Annotated in this window: 18 protein-coding genes; 11 read left to right on the top strand and 7 right to left on the bottom strand. The window is 73.4% G+C overall.

The annotated features are described in order from the left end of the window. Positions 1-113: 113 nt before the first annotated feature. Positions 114-1,694, top strand: a complete 1,581-nt coding sequence (locus ABTW87_RS03770; RefSeq protein WP_350648215.1) for a Rieske 2Fe-2S domain-containing protein — start codon at positions 114-116, stop codon at positions 1,692-1,694. A gap of 67 nt (positions 1,695-1,761) precedes the next feature. Further along, positions 1,762-2,373 (top strand): TMEM175 family protein, encoded by a 612-nt coding sequence (locus ABTW87_RS03765; protein WP_350648523.1) that lies wholly within the window; start codon positions 1,762-1,764, stop codon positions 2,371-2,373. 66 nt (positions 2,374-2,439) lie between these two features. Here the strand turns inward: ABTW87_RS03765 and ABTW87_RS03760 are convergent, their stop codons facing one another. Beyond that, positions 2,440-4,044: a phytoene desaturase family protein gene (locus ABTW87_RS03760; protein ID WP_350648213.1), complete on the bottom strand. Its 1,605-nt coding sequence runs from the start codon at positions 4,042-4,044 to the stop codon at positions 2,440-2,442. Positions 4,045-4,274: 230 nt separating this feature from the next. On the opposite strand from ABTW87_RS03760, the gene ABTW87_RS03755 reads away from it, so the two are divergent. Then, positions 4,275-5,432 (top strand): alkaline phosphatase PhoX, encoded by a 1,158-nt coding sequence (locus tag ABTW87_RS03755; RefSeq protein WP_350648211.1) that lies wholly within the window; start codon positions 4,275-4,277, stop codon positions 5,430-5,432. Here ABTW87_RS03755 and ABTW87_RS03750 read toward each other — a convergent pair. After that, on the bottom strand, positions 5,402-6,259 hold the full coding sequence (locus tag ABTW87_RS03750) for a YhjD/YihY/BrkB family envelope integrity protein (RefSeq protein ID WP_350648209.1): 858 nt from the start codon (positions 6,257-6,259) through the stop codon (positions 5,402-5,404). The two genes, ABTW87_RS03755 and ABTW87_RS03750, sit on opposite strands and share 31 nt — an antisense overlap. A gap of 50 nt (positions 6,260-6,309) precedes the next feature. On the opposite strand from ABTW87_RS03750, the gene ABTW87_RS03745 reads away from it, so the two are divergent. The 4 genes from ABTW87_RS03745 to ispG all read left to right on the top strand — a co-directional run bounded on the left by ABTW87_RS03745 (position 6,310) and on the right by ispG (position 10,850). After that, the gene (locus ABTW87_RS03745; RefSeq protein WP_350648207.1) at positions 6,310-6,858 is read left to right on the top strand and encodes a GNAT family N-acetyltransferase; all 549 of its coding nucleotides are present in this window, start codon (positions 6,310-6,312) and stop codon (positions 6,856-6,858) included. Positions 6,859-7,206: 348 nt separating this feature from the next. Beyond that, complete coding sequence (gene dxr, locus ABTW87_RS03740; protein WP_350648205.1) at positions 7,207-8,418, top strand: 1-deoxy-D-xylulose-5-phosphate reductoisomerase; 1,212 nt, start codon at positions 7,207-7,209, stop codon at positions 8,416-8,418. After that, positions 8,418-9,668, top strand: coding sequence for a M50 family metallopeptidase (locus tag ABTW87_RS03735; RefSeq protein WP_350648203.1), 1,251 nt, complete (start codon positions 8,418-8,420; stop codon positions 9,666-9,668). The genes dxr and ABTW87_RS03735 overlap by 1 nt, the downstream gene beginning before the upstream one ends. Before the next feature lie 9 nt (positions 9,669-9,677). Continuing rightward, positions 9,678-10,850 carry a flavodoxin-dependent (E)-4-hydroxy-3-methylbut-2-enyl-diphosphate synthase gene (gene ispG / locus ABTW87_RS03730; RefSeq protein WP_350648201.1) on the top strand — a complete coding sequence of 391 codons (1,173 nt, stop codon included), beginning with the start codon at positions 9,678-9,680 and terminating at the stop codon, positions 10,848-10,850. Between the two features lie 64 nt (positions 10,851-10,914). Here the strand turns inward: ispG and ABTW87_RS03725 are convergent, their stop codons facing one another. After that, positions 10,915-11,475, bottom strand: coding sequence for a PadR family transcriptional regulator (locus ABTW87_RS03725; RefSeq protein WP_350648199.1), 561 nt, complete (start codon positions 11,473-11,475; stop codon positions 10,915-10,917). 162 nt (positions 11,476-11,637) lie between these two features. Here ABTW87_RS03725 and ABTW87_RS03720 point away from each other — a divergent pair, with 162 nt between their 5' ends. Both ABTW87_RS03720 and ABTW87_RS03715 read left to right on the top strand, forming a co-directional pair. After that, positions 11,638-12,477: a GNAT family N-acetyltransferase gene (locus tag ABTW87_RS03720; protein WP_350648197.1), complete on the top strand. Its 840-nt coding sequence runs from the start codon at positions 11,638-11,640 to the stop codon at positions 12,475-12,477. Between the two features lie 166 nt (positions 12,478-12,643). Then, positions 12,644-16,147: an ATP-binding cassette domain-containing protein gene (locus ABTW87_RS03715; RefSeq protein WP_350648195.1), complete on the top strand. Its 3,504-nt coding sequence runs from the start codon at positions 12,644-12,646 to the stop codon at positions 16,145-16,147. Positions 16,148-16,173: 26 nt separating this feature from the next. Here ABTW87_RS03715 and ABTW87_RS03710 read toward each other — a convergent pair whose 3' ends face one another. The 4 genes from ABTW87_RS03710 to ABTW87_RS03695 all read right to left on the bottom strand — a co-directional run bounded on the left by ABTW87_RS03710 (position 16,174) and on the right by ABTW87_RS03695 (position 20,684). Next, positions 16,174-17,241, bottom strand: coding sequence for an NADH:flavin oxidoreductase/NADH oxidase (locus ABTW87_RS03710; RefSeq protein ID WP_350648193.1), 1,068 nt, complete (start codon positions 17,239-17,241; stop codon positions 16,174-16,176). A 125-nt stretch (positions 17,242-17,366) separates the two neighbouring features. Further along, entirely contained in the window at positions 17,367-18,674 is a 1,308-nt protein-coding gene (locus ABTW87_RS03705) for a dicarboxylate/amino acid:cation symporter (protein WP_350648191.1), read from the bottom strand. A gap of 314 nt (positions 18,675-18,988) precedes the next feature. Then, a complete protein-coding gene (locus ABTW87_RS03700; RefSeq protein WP_350648190.1) occupies positions 18,989-19,726 on the bottom strand; it encodes a DUF998 domain-containing protein in 738 nt (245 codons plus the stop codon). Then, positions 19,719-20,684, bottom strand: a complete 966-nt coding sequence (locus ABTW87_RS03695) for a glutathione S-transferase family protein (RefSeq protein ID WP_350648188.1) — start codon at positions 20,682-20,684, stop codon at positions 19,719-19,721. The genes ABTW87_RS03700 and ABTW87_RS03695 overlap by 8 nt, the downstream gene beginning before the upstream one ends. Before the next feature lie 105 nt (positions 20,685-20,789). Here ABTW87_RS03695 and pcaF point away from each other — a divergent pair, with 105 nt between their 5' ends. Beyond that, positions 20,790-21,995, top strand: coding sequence for a 3-oxoadipyl-CoA thiolase (gene pcaF, locus ABTW87_RS03690; protein WP_350648186.1), 1,206 nt, complete (start codon positions 20,790-20,792; stop codon positions 21,993-21,995). Between the two features lie 253 nt (positions 21,996-22,248). Further along, positions 22,249-23,067, top strand: coding sequence for an SAM-dependent methyltransferase (locus tag ABTW87_RS03685; protein ID WP_350648184.1), 819 nt, complete (start codon positions 22,249-22,251; stop codon positions 23,065-23,067). The last annotated feature ends 1 nt before the right edge of the window (position 23,068 follow it).

Raw genomic sequence — 23,068 nt, 5'->3', positions numbered from 1 at the left:
GCCACCTCCGGCGGGCTGGTGTGCCGGACTCCCGGCGTCGGCGGGCGGTGGTCCGACGGGCTCCGGTAGCGTTTCGGCGTACACCTTGTTCGTCGTTTTGAGGGGGAACTGCGGTGCGAGTGACCGGTACCGGGCACGCCAGCATGCGGATCGACACGCCCGCGGGCAGCATCCTGTGCGACCCGTGGGTCAATCCGGCGTACTTCGCCTCGTGGTTCCCGTTCCCCGACAACTCCCAGCTCGACTGGGACACCCTCGGCGACGTCGACTACCTCTACGTCTCGCACCTGCACCGGGACCACTTCGACGCGGCGCACCTCAAGCGGTACGTGTCGAAGAAGGCCACCGTGCTGCTGCCCGCCTTCCCCACCTCCGAGATGGAGGACGAGCTGCGGGAGCTGGGCTTCACGAAGTTCCTGAAGGCGCCGAACGAGGAGGTCGTCGAGCTCGACGGCGGCCTGAAGGTGATGATCCAGGCGCTGACCAGCCCGACCGACGGCCCGATCGGCGACTCGTCGCTGTGGGTGGAGCACGACGGCGTACGGCTGCTCAACCAGAACGACGCGCGCCCCACCGACCTGAGCGTCTTCGCCGAGCTGGGTCACGTGCACGCGCACATGCTGCAGTTCTCCGGCGCCATCTGGTACCCGATGGTGTACGAGCTGCCGCAGGCGGCGAAGACGGCGTTCGGCAAGCAGAAGCGGGAGCGGCAGTTCGACCGCACCTGGCGGTACATCAACGACCTGAAGGCCGACCACGTCTTTCCGATCGCCGGGCCGCCGTGCTTCCTCGACGACTCGCTGTGGCAGTTCAACGACATCCACGGCGACGAGGGCAACATCTTCCCCGACCAGTCGGTCTTCATCTCGGAGTACGCGAAGGTCGGCGGCACCAACGGCGTGGTGCTGCTGCCCGGCAGCGTCGCCGAGATCACCACGGAGTCGTGCGCGACCGTCCACCCCGTGCCGGTGGAGGAGTTCTTCGCGAACAAGGTCGCCCACCTGGAGGAGATGCGGGAGCGCAAGCGCCCGATCATCGAGGCCGAGAAGGCGTCCTGGCGGCACCCGGAGGTCGACGTCCTGAAGGAGATGCAGCGCCGCATCGAGCCGCTGCTGGACGAGTCGATCTACATCGCCAAGGGGGTCGGTGGCCCGGTCCGCTTCGACCTGGTGGGCTACGACGGCGAGAGCGTCGAGTCGATCGTGGTGGACTTCCCGGGCAAGCAGGTGCGCCCGTACGCGGACGAGAAGGTGCGCTACCGGTTCCGCACCGACCGGGCGCTGGTCGAGCACCTGCTGCACATCGGCGAGGTCGACTGGGTCAACTCGCTCTTCCTGTCCTGCCGCTTCTCGGCGGCGCGGATCGGTCAGTACAACGAGTTCGTCTACTCGTTCTTCAAGTGCCTGTCCGAGGAGCGCCTGCAGTACTCCGAGGGCTGGTACGACGAGCACGAGCGGGCCGTCGACGCCGAGGACATCACCATCGACGACTGGGTGGTGCAGCGGCGTTGCCCGCACCTGAAGGCGGACCTGAGCCGGTTCGGCATCGTGGAGGGTGACCAGCTCACCTGCCAGCTGCACGGCTGGCGGTTCGACCTGGCCAGCGGGCGCTGCCTGACCAGCGTGGGCCACAAGATCCGCGCCCACCGGGTCGACGAGCAGGCTCCCGCCCCGGCCGGCGAAGCGCTCAGCTGACGGCCGGGGTGTGACGGGGGCCGCGGGGGAGGGCGAGAGGGAGTACCGGTACGGGCCCGGCCGGGAGATGGACCGGGACGCGTCCCGCGTGGAGACCTTCAGCGACGGGATCTTCGCGGTCGTGGTGACCGTGATGGCCGTCGAGCTGCTTCAGAACGGCCCGGCCCGGGCGTCCGGACGGGAGCTGCCGGACGCCCTCGTCCACGCCTGGCCGGCCTACCTGGCGTACGTCATCACCTTCGGGATCGCCGGGCAGATCTGGCTCGGGCACCACAACATGTGGCGGTACGTGGTCCGGGTGGATCAGATGCTGCTCGTGTTCAACCTGCTCCAGCTGCTCTTCGTCGCCACGATCCCGTTCACCGCGGACATGCTCGCGGACAATCTGCGCGGCAGCCCCACCGAGCAGCGGCTGACCGCGGCCCTCTACTTCGGCACGGTGCTCGGCGAGTCGGTTTCCTTCAACCTGAGCTGGTGGTGGGCCCGGCGGCGTCGGCTGCTCCATGCCGAGCTGGATCCCCGGCTGGGCCGGGCGATCGCTTGGCGGCTGCGGCTGCGCCCGCTGCTCTACCTGATCGCGTTCGCCTTCGTCTTCGTCGACCCGATCCTCAGCCTCGTCCTGTACCTCGTTCTCATCGGCCTCACCCTGATCCGTCGGCCCGGCGACCTACCCCGCTAGGCGGCCCGACCGAAGTGTTAAGAGGGGGCCCTTCCTCTACCGGAGGCGTTAACAGGGGGCCCTTCCTTACCGGCCGAGGTCGGCGAGGATGCGTTGGGCGGCGTTGTGGCCCGCCGCGCCGATGACGCTGCCCGCGGGGTGGCAGCCGGCGCTGCCCGCGTACACGCCGTCGACGCCGGTGGCGTACGGCATCCGGTCGTCGAACGAGACCGTGTTGTCGACGTGGTGGATGTGCCCGCCGGTGATGCCGAAGTGCGCCTCGATGCCCGCCGGGGTCAGCGGCACGACGTCGGCGATCAGGTCGCCGGTGCCCGGCGCGTACCGTTCGCAGATCGCCACCAGCCGGTCCACGTACCCGGGCAGCGCCTCGTCCCAGGTGGTGCCGGTCAGCTCGTACGGCACCGACTGCACGAACAGCGCGGACGAGTGGTGCCCGGCGGCGTCGGAGAGCGACGGGTCCACGGTCGTGTGCAGGTACCACTCGATGGTCGGCTCCGCCGGCAGCCGCCCGGCCTGCACGTCGGCCCACATCGCCCGCAGCGCCGCCATCGGCGCCTCGCCGCCCCCGCCTTCGCAGAGGGACGCCGAGCCGGGCAGCAGGTGGATCGTCGACCCGAACGGGCTGGGCGCGTCCGCCGGCAGGCAGGAGAAGCGGGGCAGCCCGGTCAGCGCCAGGTTGACCTTCAGCGTGGTACCGGGACGACGGACCGCCGCCATCCGCTCGGTGAGCGGCGCCGGGAGCGCGCCGTCGGGCAGCAGCTCCATCAGCCGGTACGGGTCGCAGGCGCCCAGCACCACGGACGCTTCGACCTCCCGCCCGTCGGTGAGCACCACCCCGGACGCGGCGTCGCCGTCGAGGGTGATCGCGGTGACCGGCGTGCCGGCGAGGATGGTGGCGCCGGCGGCGCGCGCGGCGTCGGCGAAGGTCCGGGAGACGGTGCCCATCCCGCCCTCGGCGATCATCCAGGTGCCGTCCGAGCCGGGCAGCCGGCACATGTTGTGCACCAGGAAGTTGTGCCCGGTGCCGGGGTCGTCGGGGCCGGCGTTCAGCCCGGACAGCCCGTCGGTGACGGCGTACATGCTGACCAGCAGCTCGGAGCGGAACTCGAAGCGGGCCAGGTGGTCGGCGACCGAGCCGCGGACCAGGTCGACGAAGGCCTGCCGCAGCGCCGGCCGGACGTACCGCTCGGCGGTCTCCTCGACCGGCATCGGCTCGGCCAGCCAGGCGGGTGCCAGGTCCTCGCGCAGGGCGGCCAACTCGGCCTGGAGCGCGTCGTCGGCGGCCACGTCGGCGGGGGAGAAGAACTCCGCGAGCTGCTTGCGGGTCGCGGCCGTGTCGCTGCCGAAGAGCAGGTACGGCGAGCCGAGCCCGCCGGGGGTGGGCAGGAAGTAGTGCGGGTCGCGGCGCAGCACCGGGATCCGGACGTCGAGCGTGGCGAGCAGCTCCGGTGGCATCAGCCCGAGCAGGTACGACCCGGTGGAGTGCCGCAGCCCCGGCACCTTCGGGAACGGCGTCTCGGTGCGTGTCGCGCCGCCGATCACGTCGGCGGCCTCCAGCACGAGCACGTCCAGCCCGGCCCGCGCCAGCAGGATCGCCGACACCAGCCCGTTGTGTCCCGCACCCACCACGACCACGTCGGCCCGCGCGGGAACCCCCTGCTCAACACCCATACCGGAACCCTAACGTGCCCCGGTCCCACCGCCACCCCGTCGATCATGAAGTTGTCGGCGCGACCGCGCCGGGCCGGACCGCTGCGCCGTCCTGATCGACGACGGGGCGCGGCGGTGGGTGGCGGGGAGCGGTGCGTCATCCCGCGTTCACCGAATAGTGGCTTCCATCGATGCCTCGTCGGCCCTAACGTCGACGGGGCATCGACCGTGAAGCCCCGGGAGGTTGTCCGATGGACCGTCGTACCGTCCTGCGCGCCACCGTCGCCGGTGGCGCCGCCTTCGCCGGCAGCCTGTGGGCCGGCGCCGCACTGGCCGCCCCCGCCCAGCCCGGCCCCGGCCCGTACGGCGAGCTGCTCGCCGCCGACGCCAACGGCCTCCAGCTGCCCGCCGGCTTCACCAGCCGGGTGATCGCCCGCTCCGGCCAGCTCGTCGCCGGCTACCGGTGGCACTTCGCGCCGGACGGCGGGGCCTGCTTCCCGGCCGGAGACGGCTGGATCTACGTGTCCAACTCGGAGATCCCGCTGGTCGGAGGCGCGTCGGCGGTGCGCTTCCGGTCGGACGGCTCGATCGCCGCCGCGTACCGGATCCTCGGCGGCACGAACGTCAACTGTGCCGGCGGGGCGACGCCCTGGGGCACCTGGCTGTCCTGCGAGGAGGTGCCGCTCGGGCGGGTCTTCGAGACCTGGCCGGACGGCAGCCGGCCGGGGGAGGAGCGCACCCGGATGGGCCGCTTCACGCACGAGGCGGCCGCCTGCGACCCGGACCGGCGGGTGGTGTACCTGACCGAGGACGAGGACGACGGGTGCTTCTACCGGTTCATCCCGGACACCTGGGGCGACCTGCGTACCGGCCGGCTGCAGGTGCTCTGCGCCCCGGCCGACCAGACGGCCGGGCCGGTGACCTGGCGGGACGTCCCGGACCGGGACGGCTTCCCGATCTTCACCCGGTGGCAGGTCGGCGCCGCGAAGCACTTCGACGGCGGTGAGGGCTGCTGGTACGACCGGGGCACCTGCTGGTTCACCACCAAGGGTGACAACCGGGTCTGGGCGTACGACGCGGTCAACCAGCGCATCGACCTCGCGTACGACGACTCGCTGGTGCCCGCCGGGGCGGCCCCGCTGACCGGGGTGGACAACATCACCGGCACGCCGGGCGGGGATCTCTACGTCGCCGAGGACGGCGGCAACATGGAGATCTGCGTGATCACCCCGGCGGGTGTGGTCGCCCCGTTCCTCCGCCTGCACGGGCACCCCGAGTCCGAGATCACCGGCCCGGCGTTCTCCCCGGACGGCACCCGCCTCTACTTCAGCTCCCAGCGCGGCACGACCGGCGAGCGGACCGGCAGCGCCGGCGTGACCTACGAGGTCCGAGGCCCCTTCCGGCGCTGACCGTTCCGGCGGGTGCGCCAGCGGGACAGGGCCAGGGTGGCCGAGTAGCCGGCCAGGACGATCACGTGGAACAGATAGAGCCACAACAGGACGGCCACCCCGGCCCCGATCTCGGTGAAGCCGCCGAACGGCACCCCCAGGTCGATCGGGAGCGACGCGAAGAGCACGAAGCCGTGCAGGAACCCGGACAGGTTCGCCGCCGTGAACGACCCCACGGCGAGGGTGGACAGCCAGTCCGGCGAGGCCGGCCCGACCACCCGGAACACCCACACCAACACGGGGGTGAGCACCAGCCAGACCGCGAGGAAGGACAGCACCACGCCGAGGGCGCCCAGCCAGCCGCCCCGGCGCACCAGCCCGGTGGTGGTGGGGAGCGCGAGCAGGATCGACAGCAGCAGGGCGGGGGCGGGCGCCAGCAGCGGAAGCAGCAGCAGCCGCCCCCGCCAGCCGACAAGCGACTCGCCGTGGCGCGCGTAGGCCACCGACACGAACGCCCGGCGCAGCCCTTCGCCGTACAGCGACGCCGGCAGCAGCGACGCGAGCGCGAGCACCGGCGTGAGGTTCACCCCGGCCTCGACCAGCGCGGCCACCGCGTGGGGCGCGCCGATCTCGCCCGGCAGCGTCTGCACCGCGTACGACGTGAGCCGGCGCACCCGGTCGGCTCCCGCCACCAGCGAGGTGAGCCAGACGGCCAGCAGCGCCACGGGCACCACGGCGATCGCGCCGTAGAACGTGATCGCGGCGGCGTGCAGCGACAGGTCGCGTCCCCGTACCGGCCGGAAGGCGGCACGGGCGATCCGCTTCACCCGCTGCCATCCGCCGCCCATCGCGTTCCAGTTCCCCGCCGGCCCGCCGCTCAGTCATAGGATCGCCGACCATGACCGTAGTCACGACCGACCGCCTGGTGATCCGGGAGTGGAGCGACTCCCCGGCCGACCTGGCCCGGATCTACGACATCTACTCCCGCGACGAGGTCATGCGCTGGTTGGGTGGGGGCTCGGGCGTCCTGACCGACCCGGCGCAGGCCGCCGAGCGGGTGACCGCCTGGCGGGAGCGCTACGCCCGGTACGACGGCCGGTACGGCCTCTGGGCGATCGAGGTGCGCGGGAGCGGGGTGGTCGCCGGGAGCGTCCTGCTCAAGCCCCTGCCGGGTGCCGACGGCGTGACCCCGACCGAGGATATCGAGGTCGGCTGGCACCTGCACCCGGACTCCTGGGGCCACGGCTACGCCACCGAGGCGGCCCGGGCGGTGCTCGCCCGCGAGTTCGCGTCCGGCAGCCGGGAGATCTACGCGGTGGTGACGCCCGGCAACGACCGTTCGACGGCCGTGTGCCGCCGGCTCGGCATGACGTACGTGGGCCGGCGCACCGACTGGTACGGCGGCACCGAGGTGGAGACGTTCGTGCTGGCCACCCCGCCGAGCTGAGCGGTCGTCCGGCACCCTCGGTGGGCTCGCCGGCCCCGAGGAGGGCCTGCGGGGCGGGTCGTACATCCGACACCCGGTCGTCCGGCGGCCCACCGTCGACCCCGCCTGACCTGCGACGAGGGTGTCCCGGCCCCCGGTTCGGACCAGTCACCCGTCCCCCGGCCGGCCGGTTGCGCACCGCATCTCAAGAACCACTCCGCATCCTGGATGTCGGGTTGTCCGTCGATCGGTGACACCCCGCTTTCAAGGAACACGAGTTGACCTAGCGGGGCAGCACCTTCACGATGACCCAGCCGGTCGGCTGAGGCTCCCGGCGGGCGCAGCGCGCCCCTGGGGAAGAATGGCGGCGTGACTTCTCCCCGGGACCTTGTCCTGCTCGGCTCCACCGGCTCGATCGGTACGCAGGCCATCGACATCGTGCGGCGCAACCCGGACCGGTTCCGGGTGGCCGCGCTGGGCGCCGGCGGCGGCAACGTCGAGCTGCTCGCCGCGCAGGCCCTCGAACTCGGCGTCGAGGCGGTCGGCGTGGCGAAGGCGTCGGCGGCGCAGGACCTCCAGCTCGCCTTCTACGCGCAGGCGAGCCGCCGGGGCTGGGCCAGCGGCGACTTCAAGCTCCCGAAGATCATCGCCGGGCCGGACGCGATGACCGAGCTGGCGCAGTGGCCGTGCGACGTCGTACTCAACGGGGTGGTCGGTTCGCTCGGGCTCGCGCCGACGCTGGCCGCGCTGCGCGCCGGGCGTACCCTCGCGCTGGCCAACAAGGAGTCCCTGGTGGCCGGCGGCCCGCTGGTGCGGGCCGCGGCGGCGCGGCCGGGGCAGATCGTCCCGGTGGACTCCGAGCACTCGGCGCTCGCCCAGTGCCTGCGCGGCGGGGCCCGGGGCGAGGTACGGCGGCTGGTCGTCACCGCCAGTGGCGGCCCGTTCCGGGGGAGGCGCCGGGAGGAGCTGACGCGGGTGACGCCCGAGCAGGCGCTCGCGCACCCGACCTGGAACATGGGGCCGGTTGTCACGATCAACTCGGCGACCATGGTCAACAAGGCCCTGGAGGTGATCGAGGCGCACGAGCTGTTCGACGTGCCGTACGCCGACATCACCGTCATGGTGCACCCCCAGTCGGTGATCCACTCGATGGTGGAGTTCACCGACGGCTCCACGATCGCCCAGGCCAGCCCGCCGGACATGCGGCTGCCGATCGCCCTCGGCCTCGGCTGGCCGGACCGGGTGCCGGAGGCCGCCACGGCGGTCGACTGGACGGCCGGCCACACCTGGGAGTTCGCGCCGCTGGACGACGAGGCGTTCCCGGCGGTCGCGCTGGCCAAGGCGGCCGGCGAGGCCGGTCGCTGCCGGCCGGCGATCTACAACGCGGCAAACGAGGAGTGTGTCGCCGCGTTCGTGGCCGGGCGGCTGCCGTTCCTCGGCATCGTCGACACCCTGGAACGCGTGCTGGCCGACGCTCCCGACTTCACCGAACCAGGTACCGTCGAGGACGTGCTGACGGCCGAGTCGTGGGCCCGGCGGCACGCGCAGGCGATCATCGAGGCGGCGGTGGAAGGAGCTTGATGGCATACCTGCTCGGGGTGACCCTGTTCGCCCTCGCCATCCTGATCTCGGTGAGTCTGCACGAGGCGGGGCACCTGCTCACCGCCAAGGCTTTCAAGATGAAGGTGACGAAGTACTTCGTCGGCTTCGGCCCCACCCTGTGGTCGTTCAAGCGGGGCGAGACGGAGTACGGACTCAAGGGCATCCCGCTCGGCGGCTTCTGCAAGATCGTCGGGATGACCCCGCAGGACGACGACGTCGATCCGGCCGACGAGCCCCGCGCCATGTGGCGGTATCCGGTCTGGAAGCGGACGATCGTGATGTCCGCCGGCTCGGCCACCCACTTCGCGCTGGCGCTGATTGCGCTCTGGGTCATCGCGGTCACCGCCGGCCTGCCCAACCCGAACTTCCCGAGCACCGAGGCGCAGGTCCGGCAGGAGCCGGCGGTGATCCAGGTCGCCGACTGCGTCGTGCCGGAGAACGCCGCCCGGGCCTGCACGCCGGCAGACCCGGCCAGCCCGGCCGGCCAGGCCCAGCTGCGCGACGGCGACCGGATCACCGCGGTCAACGGCACGCCGGTCGCCAGCTACGGGGACCTGCTCGTCACGCTGCGCGCGCTCAAGCCGGGGGAGACGGCGCAGATCGCGTACGTCCGGGACGGCCAGCCGGGCAGCGCCACCGCCACCCTCGCGCAGACCCAGCGCCCGCCGCTGGACGACCCGCAGGGCGCCGTCGGGCCGGTCGCCGCGCTCGGCGTCGGGCTCGTCCCCAGCACGCCCACCCGCATCGAGTACGGCCCGGTCGCCGCGATCGGCGCGACCGGCGACTTCACCGGGATGATGGCGGTGAACACGTACGAGGCGATGAAGCGGATCCCGCAGAAGGTCCCGGCGCTGTGGACCGCGATCACCGGCGGCGAGCGCGACGTGGACACCCCGATCAGCGTGGTCGGCGCGAGCCGGCTCGGCGGCGAGGCGGTGGAGAACAACGCCTGGCTGCTGTTCTTCATGCTCTTCGTCTCGCTGAACTTCTTCATCGGCGTGTTCAACCTGCTGCCGCTGCTCCCGCTGGACGGCGGTCACATCGCCATCGCCTGGTTCGAGCGGGCCCGGTCCTGGGTGTACGCGCGGCTGCGCCGACCCGACCCGGGCCGGGTCGACTACTTCAAGCTCATGCCCTTCACGTACGCGGTGATCCTGATCGGTGGCGCGTTCACGTTGCTGACCATCACCGCGGACGTCGTCAACCCGATCACGCTCTTCTCAAGGTGAGTGCCTGAAGTGACCGCTGTCAGTCTCGGTATCCCCGCCGTACCGCCGCCGCCGCTCGCACCCCGCCGGGCGAGCCGCCAGATCATGGTCGGCTCGGTTCCGGTCGGCGGCGGCGCGCCGGTGTCCGTGCAGTCGATGACCACCACGCTCACCGCCGACGTCAACTCCACGCTCCAGCAGATCGCGGAGCTGACCGCGTCCGGCTGCCAGATCGTCCGGGTCGCCGTGCCCAGCCAGGACGACGTGGAGGCGTTGCCGGCGATCGCGCGCAAGTCGCAGATCCCGGTCATCGCCGACATCCACTTCCAGCCGAAGTACGTCTTCGCGGCGATCGACGCCGGGTGCGCGGCGGTCCGGGTGAACCCGGGCAACATCCGGCAGTTCGACGACAAGGTCAAGGAGATCGCCAAGGCCGCCGGCGATGCGGGCGTGCCCATCCGGATCGGCGTCAACGCCGGCTCGCTGGACAAGCGGCTGCTGGCCAAGTACGGCAAGGCCACCGCGGAGGCGCTTGTCGAATCGGCGCTGTGGGAGTGCTCGCTGTTCGAGGAGCACGGCTTCCGGGACATCAAGATCTCGGTCAAGCACAACGACCCGGTGGTCATGATCCGGGCGTACCGGCTGCTCGCCGAGAAGTGCGACTACCCGCTGCACCTCGGCGTCACCGAGGCGGGCCCGGCGTTCCAGGGCACGATCAAGTCGGCGGTGGCCTTCGGCGCCCTGCTCGCCGAGGGGATCGGCGACACGATCCGGGTGTCGCTGTCCGCCCCGCCGGTCGAGGAGATCAAGGTCGGCGCCGCGATCCTGGAGTCGCTGGGCCTGCGTGAGCGCGGCCTGGAGATCGTTTCCTGCCCGTCCTGCGGCCGCGCGCAGGTGGACGTCTACAAGCTCGCCGAGGAGGTCACCGCCGGCCTGGAAGGGCTGCCGGTGCCGCTGCGGGTCGCCGTGATGGGCTGCGTCGTGAACGGGCCCGGCGAGGCCCGCGAGGCGGACCTGGGGGTCGCCTCGGGCAACGGCAAGGGCCAGATCTTCGTGAAGGGCCAGGTCATCAAGACCGTCCCGGAGGGGCAGATCGTGGAGACGCTCATCGAGGAGGCGCTCCGCCTCGCCGAGGAGATGGGCGCCGAGTTGCCCGAGGAACTACGCGACCTGACCGGCGGCGCCACGGTGACGGTGCACTGAGCCACCCGTACCCGCACGGAGAAGGGGGCGTCCCACCCGGGGCGCCCCCTTTCCGCACGCCAACTCACTCGGACTCGGCGAGAATCGCGTACAGCTTGCGGCGGGTCTCGTCGAGCACCTGGGCGGCGCGTTCCCGCTGCTCGTCGCTGCCGGTCAGCATGACCTGCCGCAGTGCGTGCACCACCTGCGCGCCGGCCTCCCGCACGTCGTGCCAGTTGGTGACCGTGCTCTCGGCGACCTCCGCCCACGGCGGGGTCTGGGCGGCCTCGGCCGCCTCGGGCCGGCCCTGCTCGGTGAGCGCGAAGCGCTTGCGACCGCCGCCGGACTCACTGGCGGCGATGACGCCCTCGTCCTCCAGGAGCTGAAGCGTCGGGTAGATCGATCCGGGGCTGGGCCGCCACGCCCCGCCGGTGCGGGAGTCGATCTCCTGGATCATCTCGTAGCCGTGCATCGGCCGCTCGGTGAGCAGGGCCAGGACGGCGGCGCGGACGTTCGGCCGGCGGCCACGTCCCCGGCCGCCGCGTCCGCGCCCCCCGTGGCCGTGCGGCCCGGGCGGGAAGGGCGGGAATCCGAACCCGCGCATCCGACCCTCGTGCAGCGCGTGCATCCGTCGGTGGAATCCCATGGGTACTCCTCTGTCTGGTTCCTATCGTCGATGCATCAACGATATATCGGCAACACATCATCGACAAGTACCCCGAACGCCCGGTCCGGCGTCCGTACGGGCCGTCGGCCGACTGCGGCGGTCGACCGACGCGGCCCCCGCCGATCTGGCAGGCTGGTAGTCGTGCTGACGGCGCCGGTACGGCAACTGGGGGAATCGGAGCGCCGCGCGGTCGAGCGTCTGCTCGACCTCGACCCGTACGGCGGCGCGCAGGTCGCCGAGCGGGTCGCCGCGCGGGGGCTGGCCTGGTGGCGCGCCGAGGGACGGGTCCTCGGGTACGGGAGCCGCCGGCACCTGGAATCGGTCTGCTGGCTGGGCGGCAACCTCACCCCGGTGCTCGCCACCGAGCCGGCCGTCGCCGCCTTCGCCGACCTGCTCGCCGGTGAGGACCGGCTCTGCTCGTCGATCGTCGGGCGGGCCGACGCCGTGCTCGGGCTGTGGGACCGGCTCTCGCCGACCTGGGGCCCGGCCCGCGACGTACGGCCCAACCAGCCCCTGCTCGCCACCGACGCGATCCCCGCCGTGGCCCCCGACCCGCAGGTGCGCCGGGTCCGCCGCGGCGAGGTGGACCGGCTCTTCCCGGCGGCCGTGGCCATGTACACCGAGGAGGTGGGCGTCTCGCCGCTGGCCGAGGACGACGGGCGCGGCTACCGCCGGCGCGTCGAGGACCTGATCCGGGCCGGCCGGGCGTACGCCCGCTTCGTCGACGGCCGGGTGGTGTTCAAGGCCGAACTGGCGGTCGTGACCCGGCGTACCGCCCAGGTGCAGGGCGTCTGGGTGGCCCCCGAGTGGCGGGGCCGGGGGATCGCCACGGCGGCGATGGCCGCCGTCGTCCGCGACGCGCTGCGGCGCGTCGCGCCCACCGTGAGCCTCTACGTCAACGACTTCAACCTGCCCGCGCGCCGGGTGTACGAGCGCTGCGGCTTCCGCCCGGTCGGCACCCTGGCCACCGTCCTGTTTTGAAAGGAAGGGCCCCTTCTTAACGCCTCCGGTAGAGGAAGGGCCCCTTGTTAACGCGACACGGTGCGTCACCGGGCGGCGACGCATCGACGGGTAAATGCGTTGAGCGACCGGGCCGCGTCGGTGAGGCTGGGCGTACCGCCACCGCCTGCCGTAAGGGGTCCCCGCCGTGCGTCTGCTCCGCGACATGTGGGCCACCGCGCCCCGCCGCATGGCGGTCGTGGCCGTCCTGGTCGTGCTCGGTGCCGGCGGCCAGGCGGCCGCCGCGGCGCTGGCCGGACCGGTCCTGTTGCACCGCTCACGCGGCTACTTCGCCGTCCTCGCGGTGGCGCTGATCGCCGCCGTGGTCAGCGACCTCGTGGTCAGCCTGATGATGGCGGGGGTCACCGCCGACTGGTCCGCCGCCGTCCGGCGCCGGCTCTGCCGGGTCGCCTTCGGGCAGGACCTGCCCACCCTCGAGACGACGCCGGTCGGGGAGCTGCTCGACCGGATCGACGGCGACGTCTACCAGGTCGCCGCCGCGATCCGGGCGCAGGGCGTCCGAATCGCGCAGATGCTCGCGGTGGGTGTGCTGTCGGCGGTCGTCGCGGTGGGTGTCTGGTGGCCGGCCGGCCTCACCATGCTGCTGCTCGCCGGAGGGCTGGCGGTCGGCCTGCGCCGGCCGACGGCGCGGATCGTGCCGGCGCGCATGGCGGAGGAGGAGGCCTGGTCCGACCTGGCGGCGGTGATGGAGGAGGCGATCCACGGCCAGGACGACGTCCGCACCAGCCTCGCGCAGCCGTACGTGCTGCGGCTGTACGCGACGCGGGCGGCGGCCGTGCTCTCCCGCGGAATGCGGGTGTGGAGAATGTCGGCGAAGATCACCACCGTGGCCGCCGGCGTCACCCGCGCCGGCATCGCCGCCGTGGTGCTGACCGGGGCCTGGGCGCTGGCCACCGGACGGATGGACGGCGCCCGGCTCACCGCCGTCTGGCTGCTGGCCATCGCCTTCGGCGCCACCGTCGAGCACGTCAGCCGGATGGTGCCGGAACTCCAGTACGCGCTGGGCGCCTGGGGCCGGGTACAGCTGCTGGAGGACTCCCCGCAGGAACCCGTCGGCGGCCTGGCCCCGGTCGACGGCGACCTGGCGGTGAGGAGCCTGACGTTCCGCTACCCGGCCGCCGACGGCACCCGCGGCCCGGCCCTGCGCGACGTCCACCTGACGTTCACCCGCGGCCGCTCGTACGCGCTGGTGGGCCGCACCGGCTCGGGCAAGTCGACGCTGGCGAAGGTGCTCACCCGGGCGGTCGACGTGCCGCCCGGCACCGTAATGCTCGGTGACCGGGACCTGCGTGACCTCGACGTCGAGCAGCTGCGCCGGTGGGTCGCGGTGGTGCCGCAGCGCACCGAGATCCTGGCCGGCACACTCGCCGAGAACGTCGCCCTCTTCGACCCGGACCTGATCGACGACGCGGCCCGTGCGCTGCACGAGCTGGGTCTCGCCGGCTGGATCGCGGAGCTGCCCGACGGGCTGCACACCCGGCTCGGCGAGGGCGGGCACGTGCTCTCGGCCGGGCAGGAGCAACTGGTCGCGTTCGCCCGGATCCTGGTGCGCGACCCGCACGTGGTGATCCTGGACGAGGCGACCGCCCGGCTCGACCCGGTCACCGAGACGCGGGTGCAGCGCGCCACCGAGCGGCTGCTGCGGGACCGGATCGGCATCGTCATCGCCCACCGGCTCTCCTCGGTGCGGCACTGCGACGAGGTGGTCGTGCTCGCCGACGGGGTGGTGGTCGAGGCCGGGCCGCTGCGGGAGTCGGCGCGCTTCGCCGAACTGCTCGCCACCAGCCACACCGCCGCGTACGCCCGCACCGGTGCCCGCGGCGGCAGCGGCGGCGGCCTGGACCTGCTCGAGGGACCGGACCCGGACGGCACGGCCGACCCGGTCCTGCCGCCGCCGGACCGCGCGCCGTCCGCGCCCGCCGGCCGGCCGGAGAACACGCCACCGCCGGCGGCGAGCCACCGGCGGACGCTGCGGGAGATCGTCCGACTGGTCGGCAACGACCCGAGGTACGGGCTGGCGGCGCTCGCGCTGTTCATGGTGCTGGTTCTTGTGGGGCTGGACGGCCCGCTGCTGCCGTGGCTCTGGGCGGACGTGGTCGACGGCGTCGGGAACCCGTGGCTGCCCGCGCTCGGCATCGCCGCCGGGCTGCTCGTGACGCTGCCGATCCCCTGGTACACGAGCATCTGGTTCCCCGGCTGGTGGGTACGGCAGATGCTGCGGATCAGCCTACGGCTGGTGCACGGGCAGACCGGACCGCGACGGGTCAGCACGCACACCCCGGCCGAGGTGGTCGCCCAGGGCGGCGACACCGAGCGGGTGGTGCAGCTGGCGGACAACCTGCTGGACCAGGCGGCCGCCGTCGTCCTGCTGGTGGCGATGACAGCGATCTCCGGCAGCGTCGTACCGGGGCTCTTCTTCGCCGGGACGATGGTGGTCTCCGGGCTGGCCGCGACGCTGTTCGGCCCGCGCCTGGAGCGCACCGCCCGGGAGACGGTGGCGGCCCGGGCGGCGTTCGCGACGGCGCTGGTGTCCTCGCTGTCCGCCGCCCGGACGGTGAAGCTGGCCGGCGCGACCCGGCCCGTGCTCGGGCACCTCGCCGACCTGGACGTGACCCGCAGTGAACGGCAGCGCCGGGAGATCTCCGTGCAGGTGTGGTCCCGGTCGACGCCCTCGCTGGTCAGCGGGCTGCTGCCGATCGGCGCGTGGGGGTTGTACCTGGCCGGTGGACTGTCGGCCGGCGCGACCCTGGTCGCCGTGGCCACCCTGGCGGCGGCGCGTTGGTTCGCCTGGACCACGGCGTCGCTGCTCTCCCAGGTGCCCTCGGCGCGCGTGTGGACCCACCGGACGGTGGCGATGACCGGGATGCCGGCGTACTCGACGGAGGTGCCGGGCGTGGACCTGGCGGCCGGCAGCGCTCCGGCCCCGCCGGTGCCGCCCCGCCACCCGCTCCGCCGGCTGGAGCTGTCCGGCTTCGGCGTCCGGCACGCCGACGGCGTGCCGGCCGTCCGGGATGTCGACCTGACCGTGCAGCGCGGCCAGCTCGTGCTTGTGGTGGGAAGGGTCGGTTCGGGGAAGTCGTCGCTGCTGCGGGCGCTGGCCGGGATCGTGCCGCACACCGGCCGGCTGACCTGGAACGGCGAGCCGGTGACCGAGCCGGAGCTGTTCCTGCGCCCGCAACAGGTCGGCTACGTCGGCCAGCTACCCCGGGTGCTGTCCGGGACGGTCGCGGACAACATCACCCTCGGCCACCCGGTGGACGCGGCCGCCGCGGTGTCCACCGCCCAGCTCGACCACGACCTGGCGGCGTCCGGGTCCGGCCTCGGGCTGGTCATCGGGCACAAGGGGACCCGGCTGTCGGGCGGGCAGCTCCAGCGCCTCGCGCTGGCCCGGGCGCTCGCGCCGCGTACCGAACTGCTGGTCGCCGACGACGTGTCCTCGGCGCTGGACGTCACCACGGAGCTGGCGCTGTGGGAGGCGCTGCGCCGGCACGGCGTCACCGTGGTGGGCTCGACGTCGAAGCGGGCGGCGCTGGTTCGGGCCGACCACGTCGTGGTCCTGGACAACGGCCGGGTCGCCGCCCAGGGCCCCTGGCGCGACCTGGAACCGGCCTGGTCCCACCTGGCCGGCTGAACCCGCGCCCGCCCGCGGGAGCCGGGTCAGGTGGCGCGGAGGTACTGGGAGGGCCAGCTGGGTGCGGCGCCGAGCTTGGCGGCGGCGCGGTGCGGCCAGTACGGGTCCCGGAGCAGCTCGCGGCCGAGCAGCACCAGGTCGGCCGCGCCGGTCGCCACGATCTGCTCGGCCTGCTCCGGTTCGACGATCAGACCGACCGCGCCGGTCGCGACCCCGGCCTCGCGCCGGATCCGGGCGGCGAGCGGCACCTGGTAGCCCGGCCCGACGGGCACGCTCGCGTCGGGTGACGCCCCGCCGGACGAGCAGTCGACCAGGTCGACGCCGGCGCGGGCCAGCTCGCCGGCGAGAACAACGCTGTCCTCGACGGTCCAGCCGCCGTCGACCCAGTCGGTGGCGGAGATCCGGGCCAGGACCGGCACGTCCTCCCCGACCGTCGCGCGGACCGCGCGCGCCACGGCGAGGGTGAGGCGCATCCGCCCGGCGCGGTCGCCGCCCCAGCCGTCGGTGCGGCGGTTGGTCAGCGGCGACAGGAACTCGTGCAGCAGGTAGCCGTGCGCCGCGTGGATCTCCACGGCGCGGAAACCGGCGTCGACGGCGCGGCCGGCCGCCGCCGCGAACGCCTCGACCACCTCCGCGATGCCGGCCTCGTCGAGCGCGGCCGGCCGGCGGTAATCGGCGACGAAGGGTTCGTCGCCCGGACCGACCGGCGTCCAGCCGCCCTCGGCGTCCGGGACCCCGCCCCGCCGGGGAGCCCACGGTCGGTACGTCGAGGCCTTGAACCCGGCGTGCGCCAGCTGCACCGCCGGCACTGCGCCCTGCGCGGCGACGAACGAGGTCACCGGCCGCCAGGCGTCGACGTGCGCGCCCGACCAGAGGCCGGTGTCCTGCGGGCTGATCCGCCCTTCGGGTACGACCGCGGTCGCCTCGGTCAGCACCAGACCGGCGCCGCCGGCGGCGCGGGTGCCGAGGTGCACGAGGTGCCACTGGGTGGGCAGGCCGTCGGGGCCGGCGGAGTACTGGCACATCGGCGCGAGAGCGACCCGGTTGGGCAGGGTCACCGCACGCAGGGCGAGCGGGGTGAAGAGGGCGGTCATGGGGTCATCCTCCAGGCAACGCGGCGGAGCTGCCCTCCGTCGCGGTCGGGTCGGCGTGGGACGGTGCGTGGGGCGGCGGACCGGTGCGGACACCCGCCGGGTGCCCGCACCGGCGAACGGGTCGCTCAGGCCGGGGCGGGCGCCAGCCTTCCGTCCCGGGCGTCCTGCGGATCACGCTCGACCGCGGTCCGCTCACCGGGGGTCCGCCGGCCGGCCGAGTCGTACGCGGCCCGGTCGAGGGTGCCCTCGCGGGCGGCGACGATCGTCGGCACGAGCGCCTGGCCCGCCACGTTTGTCGCCGTCCGGACCATGTCCAGGATCGGGTCGATGGCCAGGAGCAGGCCGGCGCCGGCCAGCGGCAGGCCGAGCGTGCTCAGGGTGAGCGTGAGCATCACGATCGCCCCGGTGAGGCCGGCGGTCGCCGCGGAGCCGACCACCGAGACGAACGCGATCAGCAGGTAGTCGGTGAACCCCAGGTCCACGCCGAAGACCTGGGCCACGAAGATCGCGGCCAGAGCCGGGTAGATCGCCGCGCAGCCGTCCATCTTCGTGGTCGCGCCGAACGGCACCGCGAACGAGGCGTACTCGCGGGGGACGCCGAGCCGCTCGACCGAGCGCTGCGTCACCGGCATGGTGCCCACCGAGGAGCGCGAGACGAAGGCCAGCTCGATCGCCGGCCAGGCGCCGGCGAAGAAGCGCAGCGGGTTGAGCCGCCCGGCCGCCACCAGCAGCAGCGGGTAGACCGCGAACAGCACGATCGCGCAGCCGACGTACACGGCGGTGGTGAAGCGTGCGAGCGGGGCCAGCAGGTCCCAGCCGTACGAGGCGACGGCGTTGCCGATCAGGCCCAGCGTGCCGATGGGGGCGAGCCGGATCACCCACCACAGCGCCTTCTGGACGATCTCCAGCAGTGCCCGGTTCAGCTCGACGAACGGCTCGGCGGCCTTGCCGACCAGCAGCGCGGCGGCGCCGACGATGAGTGCGAGGAAGACGATCTGCAGGACGTTGCCCTCGACGAACGCGCCGACCGGGTTGGTCGGCACGATGCCGGTCAGGAAGTCCGTCCAGGAGCCTGTCTTCTTCGGGGCGGTGGCGGCCGCGGTGTCCAGCGTGACCCCGCGGCCGGGGTCGGTGAGCAGCCCGAGGCCGATGCCCACGCTCACCGCGACGAGCGCGGTCGCGCCGAACCAGAGCAGGGTCTTGAGCGCCAGCCGGGCGGCGTTGGCCACGCCGCGCAGGCTCACCACGCTGACCACGATGGCGGTGAACACGAGCGGCGGTACGGCCAGCTTGAGCAGCTGGACGAAGACGCCGCCGACGGTGTCGAGGGTGCCGGCCAGCCAGCTCAGCTCGTAGGCGCGGGCGACGAAGCCGAGCGCCACGCCGAGGACGAGGCCGAGCAGGATCTGCACGGAAAAGGGGATCTTGCGCATGAAGGGTCCAAGTCTGGAAGGGAGTCGGTCAGGGCGGCGTCAGGGGTGCAGCCGCGCCGGACAGACACCGCTGGCCTGCAGTCGGAGATCGACGTACAGGCGGACGGTGAGATTCCAGACGTTGGTCATCGCCGGTCGACGCTACGCCGGCAGCAACCGGGAAAGGAAGGAGCGGATCCGGTGACGCTCCTTACATAGAACTGTGTTGGGGGCCTTCGCCCCGCCGCCCGGTCAGGTGCCCACGTCGCGGCACGAGGACGGGAGCGGCCAGGCCCGGGGGAGGTCCAGGCCTGGTCGACCGGCCGGCCGGAGGCTCAACTGCCGCTTCGCCGGGCGAGCGTGGCGGCGGTCGCGGTACCCCAGAGGGCGCAGACCAGCAGGAGGAACCGTTCCAGCAGGGCGAGCAGGCCGCCCCGGCCGACGGCGAGCAGGGCGACCGCCGTCGCGGCGGAGAGCGGCAGCGCGATGCCGGCCGCCACAGCGGCGAGGCGACGCAGGGCACGCGGCGCGTCCCGGGTGAGCGCGGTCGTCAGCATCGCCAGGACCACCGCGCCGACCGCCGCGATGCTCGCGCCGCCATGCACCAGGTCGGCCGGCGTCGCCTGCTCGTACGGCGGCAGCGGGCAGCCCGCGCTGCAGGCCACCGCGCCGGAGATCAGCGCGAACACGCTGCCGGCGGCGAGCAGGCTGGCGGCCAGGCGCAGGACCGGCGGCAGCGCCGCGGCGAGCAGCAGCACCCCGGCGGCCAGGGCGAACACCCCGATCCGGTACGCGGGCGCGTACGCGCTGTCGGTGACGCCCGCCTCGCTGACGTACCCGGTCAGGCCCGGACCGGGACCGGCGACCACCGCGACGGTCACCGCGACCGCGCCCGCCACGATGCTGCCGGCGGCGGCGCCGGCCGCGATCCGGGGCGCTATTGCGGCGGCCCGCCACCTGGTCCCGCCAGCCCGGCGGCCGGGGGCGTCGACGGCCGGACGCGTGCCGCCGTGTGCCTGACGTCGCGGATCGGCGGACGGACGTCCGGCCCCGGTGGCGGGCGGGTCAGCCACGCCCGTGCGGCGTGGTCCAGCCGGAGAGGTCCGGGCCGAGCGGGACGATCCCGGTCGGGTTGATCATCTTGTGGGTGGCGTAGTAGTGCCGCTTGATGTGGTCGAAGTCCACCGTCTCCCCGAAGCCCGGCGTCTGGAACAGGTCCCGCGCGTACGCCCACAGCACCGGCAGCTCGGTCAGCTTGTGCCGGTTGCACTTGAAGTGCCCGTGGTACGCCACGTCGAAGCGGACCAGCGTGGTGAACAGGCGCACGTCCGCCTCGGTGATCGAGTCCCCCATCAGGTAGCGCCGCCCGGCCAGCCGCTCGGACAGCGCGTCCAGCCGCGCGAACAACGCCCGGAACGCGTCGTCGTACGCGGACTGGGTGGTGGCGAACCCGCACCGGTACACGCCGTTGTTGACGTCCCGGTGGATCTCGGCCATCAGGGCGTCCATCTCCGGCCGCAACTCCTCCGGGTACAGGTCCGGCGCGCCGGGCCGGTGCAGCGACCGCCACTGCGTCGACAGGTCGAGTGTGAGCTGCGGGTAGTCGTTGGTGACCACCTGGCCGGTGAGGGTGTCGACAAGCGCGGGGACGGTGACCCGGCCGGTGTAGTCGGGGTCGGTCGCCAGGTACGCCTCGGAGAGGTAGCCGATGCCGAGCACCGGGTCGAACCCGTCCGGGTCGAGGCTGAACCGCCAGCCCTTCTCGTCCCGGATCGGGTCGACGGTGCCGAGCGAGATCGCGTCCGCCAGCCCGAGCAGGCCCCGGACGATCCGGGCCCGGTGGGCCCACGGGCAGGCCCGGCACCAGATGAGCCGGTACCGGCCCGGCTCCAGCGGCCAGCGGCCCTGCGCGTCCGGGCCGCCACCGGGCGGTGAGTCGGAATCCGGGGTGACCCGGCCGGTGAAGCGGTTGCGTTGGCGCACGAACTCGCCGCTGCCGCTGGTCTCTGCGCTGAACTGGGCCCCGGCCATGCCGTCAACCTATCCGTTCCGGGCGTGGATATCCTGTCGTCGAGGCGTCACCCGCGACCCGGCGGACGCCTCCACCCCGCCCTTCCCACCCCCGAAGGACTCGCGATGACCGTGGCATACCTGGTGGCCGGTGTCCGCACCCCGATCGGCCGGTACGGCGGCGCGCTCGCCGGTGTCCGTCCCGACGACCTGGCCGCGCACGTGATCCGCGAGTTGGTCGCCCGGCACCCCTCGGTGGACTGGGCCCGCACCGACGACGTGATCCTCGGCTGCGCGAACCAGGCCGGCGAGGACAACCGCAACGTGGCGCGGATGGCAACGTTGCTCGGCGGGCTGCCCGAAGAGGTGCCGGGCAGCACGGTCAACCGGCTCTGCGGCTCGGGCCTGGACGCCCTCGCCACCGCCGCCCGGTCGATCGTCGCGGGCGAGGCCGACCTGGTCGTGGCCGGCGGCGTGGAGAGCATGAGCCGCGCGCCGTTCGTGCTGCCCAAGGCCGAGACCGCGTTCTCCCGTACCGCGGAGGTCTGCGACACCACGATCGGCTGGCGGCTGGTCAACCCGCTGATGAAGCAGGGGTGGGGCACCGACTCGATGCCGGAGACCGCGGAGAACGTGGCCGCTGAGCACGGGATCGACCGTGCCGCCCAGGACGAGTTCGCGTACCGCTCCCAGCAGCGTGCGGCGAAGGCGCAGGCCGACGGCCGGCTGGCCGAGGAGATCGTGCCGGTGGCGGCGCCGGCCGGCCGGCGGGAGACGAAGCTGGTCGAGGTGGACGAGCACCCGCGGGAGACCTCGCTGGAGAAGCTGGCCGCCCTGCCCACCCCGTTCCGGGCCGGTGGCACGGTCACGGCCGGCAACTCCTCCGGGGTGAACGACGGCGCGGTGGCCCTGCTCGTGGCCTCCGAGGCGGCCGTCGCGCGGTACGGCCTGGTCCCGCTGGCCCGTGTCTCCGGTGCCGCGGCGGCCGGCGTGCCGCCGCGGGTCATGGGCGTCGGCCCGGTGCCGGCCACCCGGCGGCTGCTCGACCGGCTCGGCCTCGGGTTGGGGGAGGTCGACGTGATCGAGCTGAACGAGGCGTTCGCCGCGCAGGCCGTGGCGGTGCTGCGCGAGCTGGGCCTGCCCGAGGACGCCGAGCACGTCAACCCGAACGGCGGCGCCATCGCGCTGGGTCACCCGCTCGGCGCGAGCGGAGCGCGGCTGGCCCTGACCGCCGCGCTCGAGCTGCGCCGACGCGGCGGCCGGCGGGCGCTGGCCACGATGTGCGTCGGAGTCGGCCAGGGGATCTCGCTCCTGCTGGAGTCCGCCGACTGACAGCCGCCGCCCGCCGTGCCGCTGCTCGCCATCGAGCGGCCACTGTGGTCGATCGACTTCGGACGGTCACCCTGGGTGGTCGGCCATCCGGCGGCGGGGGGAAGTGGCGCGCTCGACTCTCCCGTCCGGGGTGCGGCGCGCCTAGAGTGGTGTGGACCACACGATCCGCGGGTCGGCCGGTGGGCCTCCGCGTGTCCGCACGCTCGACACCGGTTCCCTCCCGCACCGCGGCGACGACTTGGGGTGCAGCACAGTGCAGATGCCGGACGGACTTCCCACCGAGATCGACCTCTCCCGGCCGAGCGCGGCCCGGGTGTACGACTACTTCCTCGGCGGCGCCCACAACTTCGAGATCGACCGGCAGCTCGCCGAGCAGATCGCGAGCATGACCCCGAACCTCGCGGCCACGATGCGTGCCGGACGCGAGTTCCTGCGCCGTGCCGTTCGGGTGCTGCTGGACGCCGGCATCGATCAGTTCCTCGACATCGGCTCCGGCATCCCCACGGTCGGCAACGTGCACGAGGTGGCCCAGTCCGCCAACCCGAAGGCGCGGGTCGTCTACGTGGACATCGACCCGGTCGCGGTGGCCCACAGCCGGGAACTGCTGGCCGGCAACGACCTGACCGGCGTCCTCCACGCCGACCTGCGCGAGCCGGAGCGGATCCTCGCCGGGGCCCGGGAGTCCGGGCTGATCGACTTCGACCGTCCGCTGGGCATCCTGCTCGCCGGGGTGGTGCACTTCATCCCGGACGCGGACCGTCCCGGCGACGTCCTGGCCACGCTGCGGGCCGCCGCCGCCCCCGGGAGCCATCTGGTGATCTCCCACTCGACGTACGAGGACCAGCCGCAGGAGATGCTCGACGCTCAGCGGCTGTCGGCGCGGACCGACACGGAGATCACCCTGCGTTCCCGTGCCGAGATCACCGGCTTCTTCGGGGACTGGACGATCCTGGAGCCGGGGGTCGTGCACATGCCGCTGTGGCGGCCCGACTCGCCGTCCGACGTGGACGACAAGCCGGAGCAGTTCGGCGCCTTCGGCGGCGTGGCCCGGTACGACCGACCGGCCGGCTGAT

Origin of the sequence: Micromonospora sp. NPDC126480, from assembly GCF_040302465.1 — a bacterium.
Taxonomy (GTDB): Bacteria; Actinomycetota; Actinomycetes; order Mycobacteriales; family Micromonosporaceae; genus Micromonospora.
This window is presented reverse-complemented; position numbering and strand designations above follow the sequence as displayed.

Coding starts and splice junctions, on each gene's coding strand:
- ABTW87_RS03765 (WP_350648523.1), top strand. CDS start 1,762: ATGGACCGGGACGCGTCCCGCGTGGAGACCTTCAGCGACGGGATCTTC.
- ABTW87_RS03760 (WP_350648213.1), bottom strand. CDS start 4,044: ATGGGTGTTGAGCAGGGGGTTCCCGCGCGGGCCGACGTGGTCGTGGTG.
- ABTW87_RS03755 (WP_350648211.1), top strand. CDS start 4,275: ATGGACCGTCGTACCGTCCTGCGCGCCACCGTCGCCGGTGGCGCCGCC.
- ABTW87_RS03750 (WP_350648209.1), bottom strand. CDS start 6,259: ATGGGCGGCGGATGGCAGCGGGTGAAGCGGATCGCCCGTGCCGCCTTC.
- ABTW87_RS03745 (WP_350648207.1), top strand. CDS start 6,310: ATGACCGTAGTCACGACCGACCGCCTGGTGATCCGGGAGTGGAGCGAC.
- ABTW87_RS03735 (WP_350648203.1), top strand. CDS start 8,418: ATGGCATACCTGCTCGGGGTGACCCTGTTCGCCCTCGCCATCCTGATC.
- ABTW87_RS03725 (WP_350648199.1), bottom strand. CDS start 11,475: ATGGGATTCCACCGACGGATGCACGCGCTGCACGAGGGTCGGATGCGC.
- ABTW87_RS03710 (WP_350648193.1), bottom strand. CDS start 17,241: ATGACCGCCCTCTTCACCCCGCTCGCCCTGCGTGCGGTGACCCTGCCC.
- ABTW87_RS03705 (WP_350648191.1), bottom strand. CDS start 18,674: ATGCGCAAGATCCCCTTTTCCGTGCAGATCCTGCTCGGCCTCGTCCTC.
- ABTW87_RS03695 (WP_350648188.1), bottom strand. CDS start 20,684: ATGGCCGGGGCCCAGTTCAGCGCAGAGACCAGCGGCAGCGGCGAGTTC.
- pcaF (WP_350648186.1), top strand. CDS start 20,790: ATGACCGTGGCATACCTGGTGGCCGGTGTCCGCACCCCGATCGGCCGG.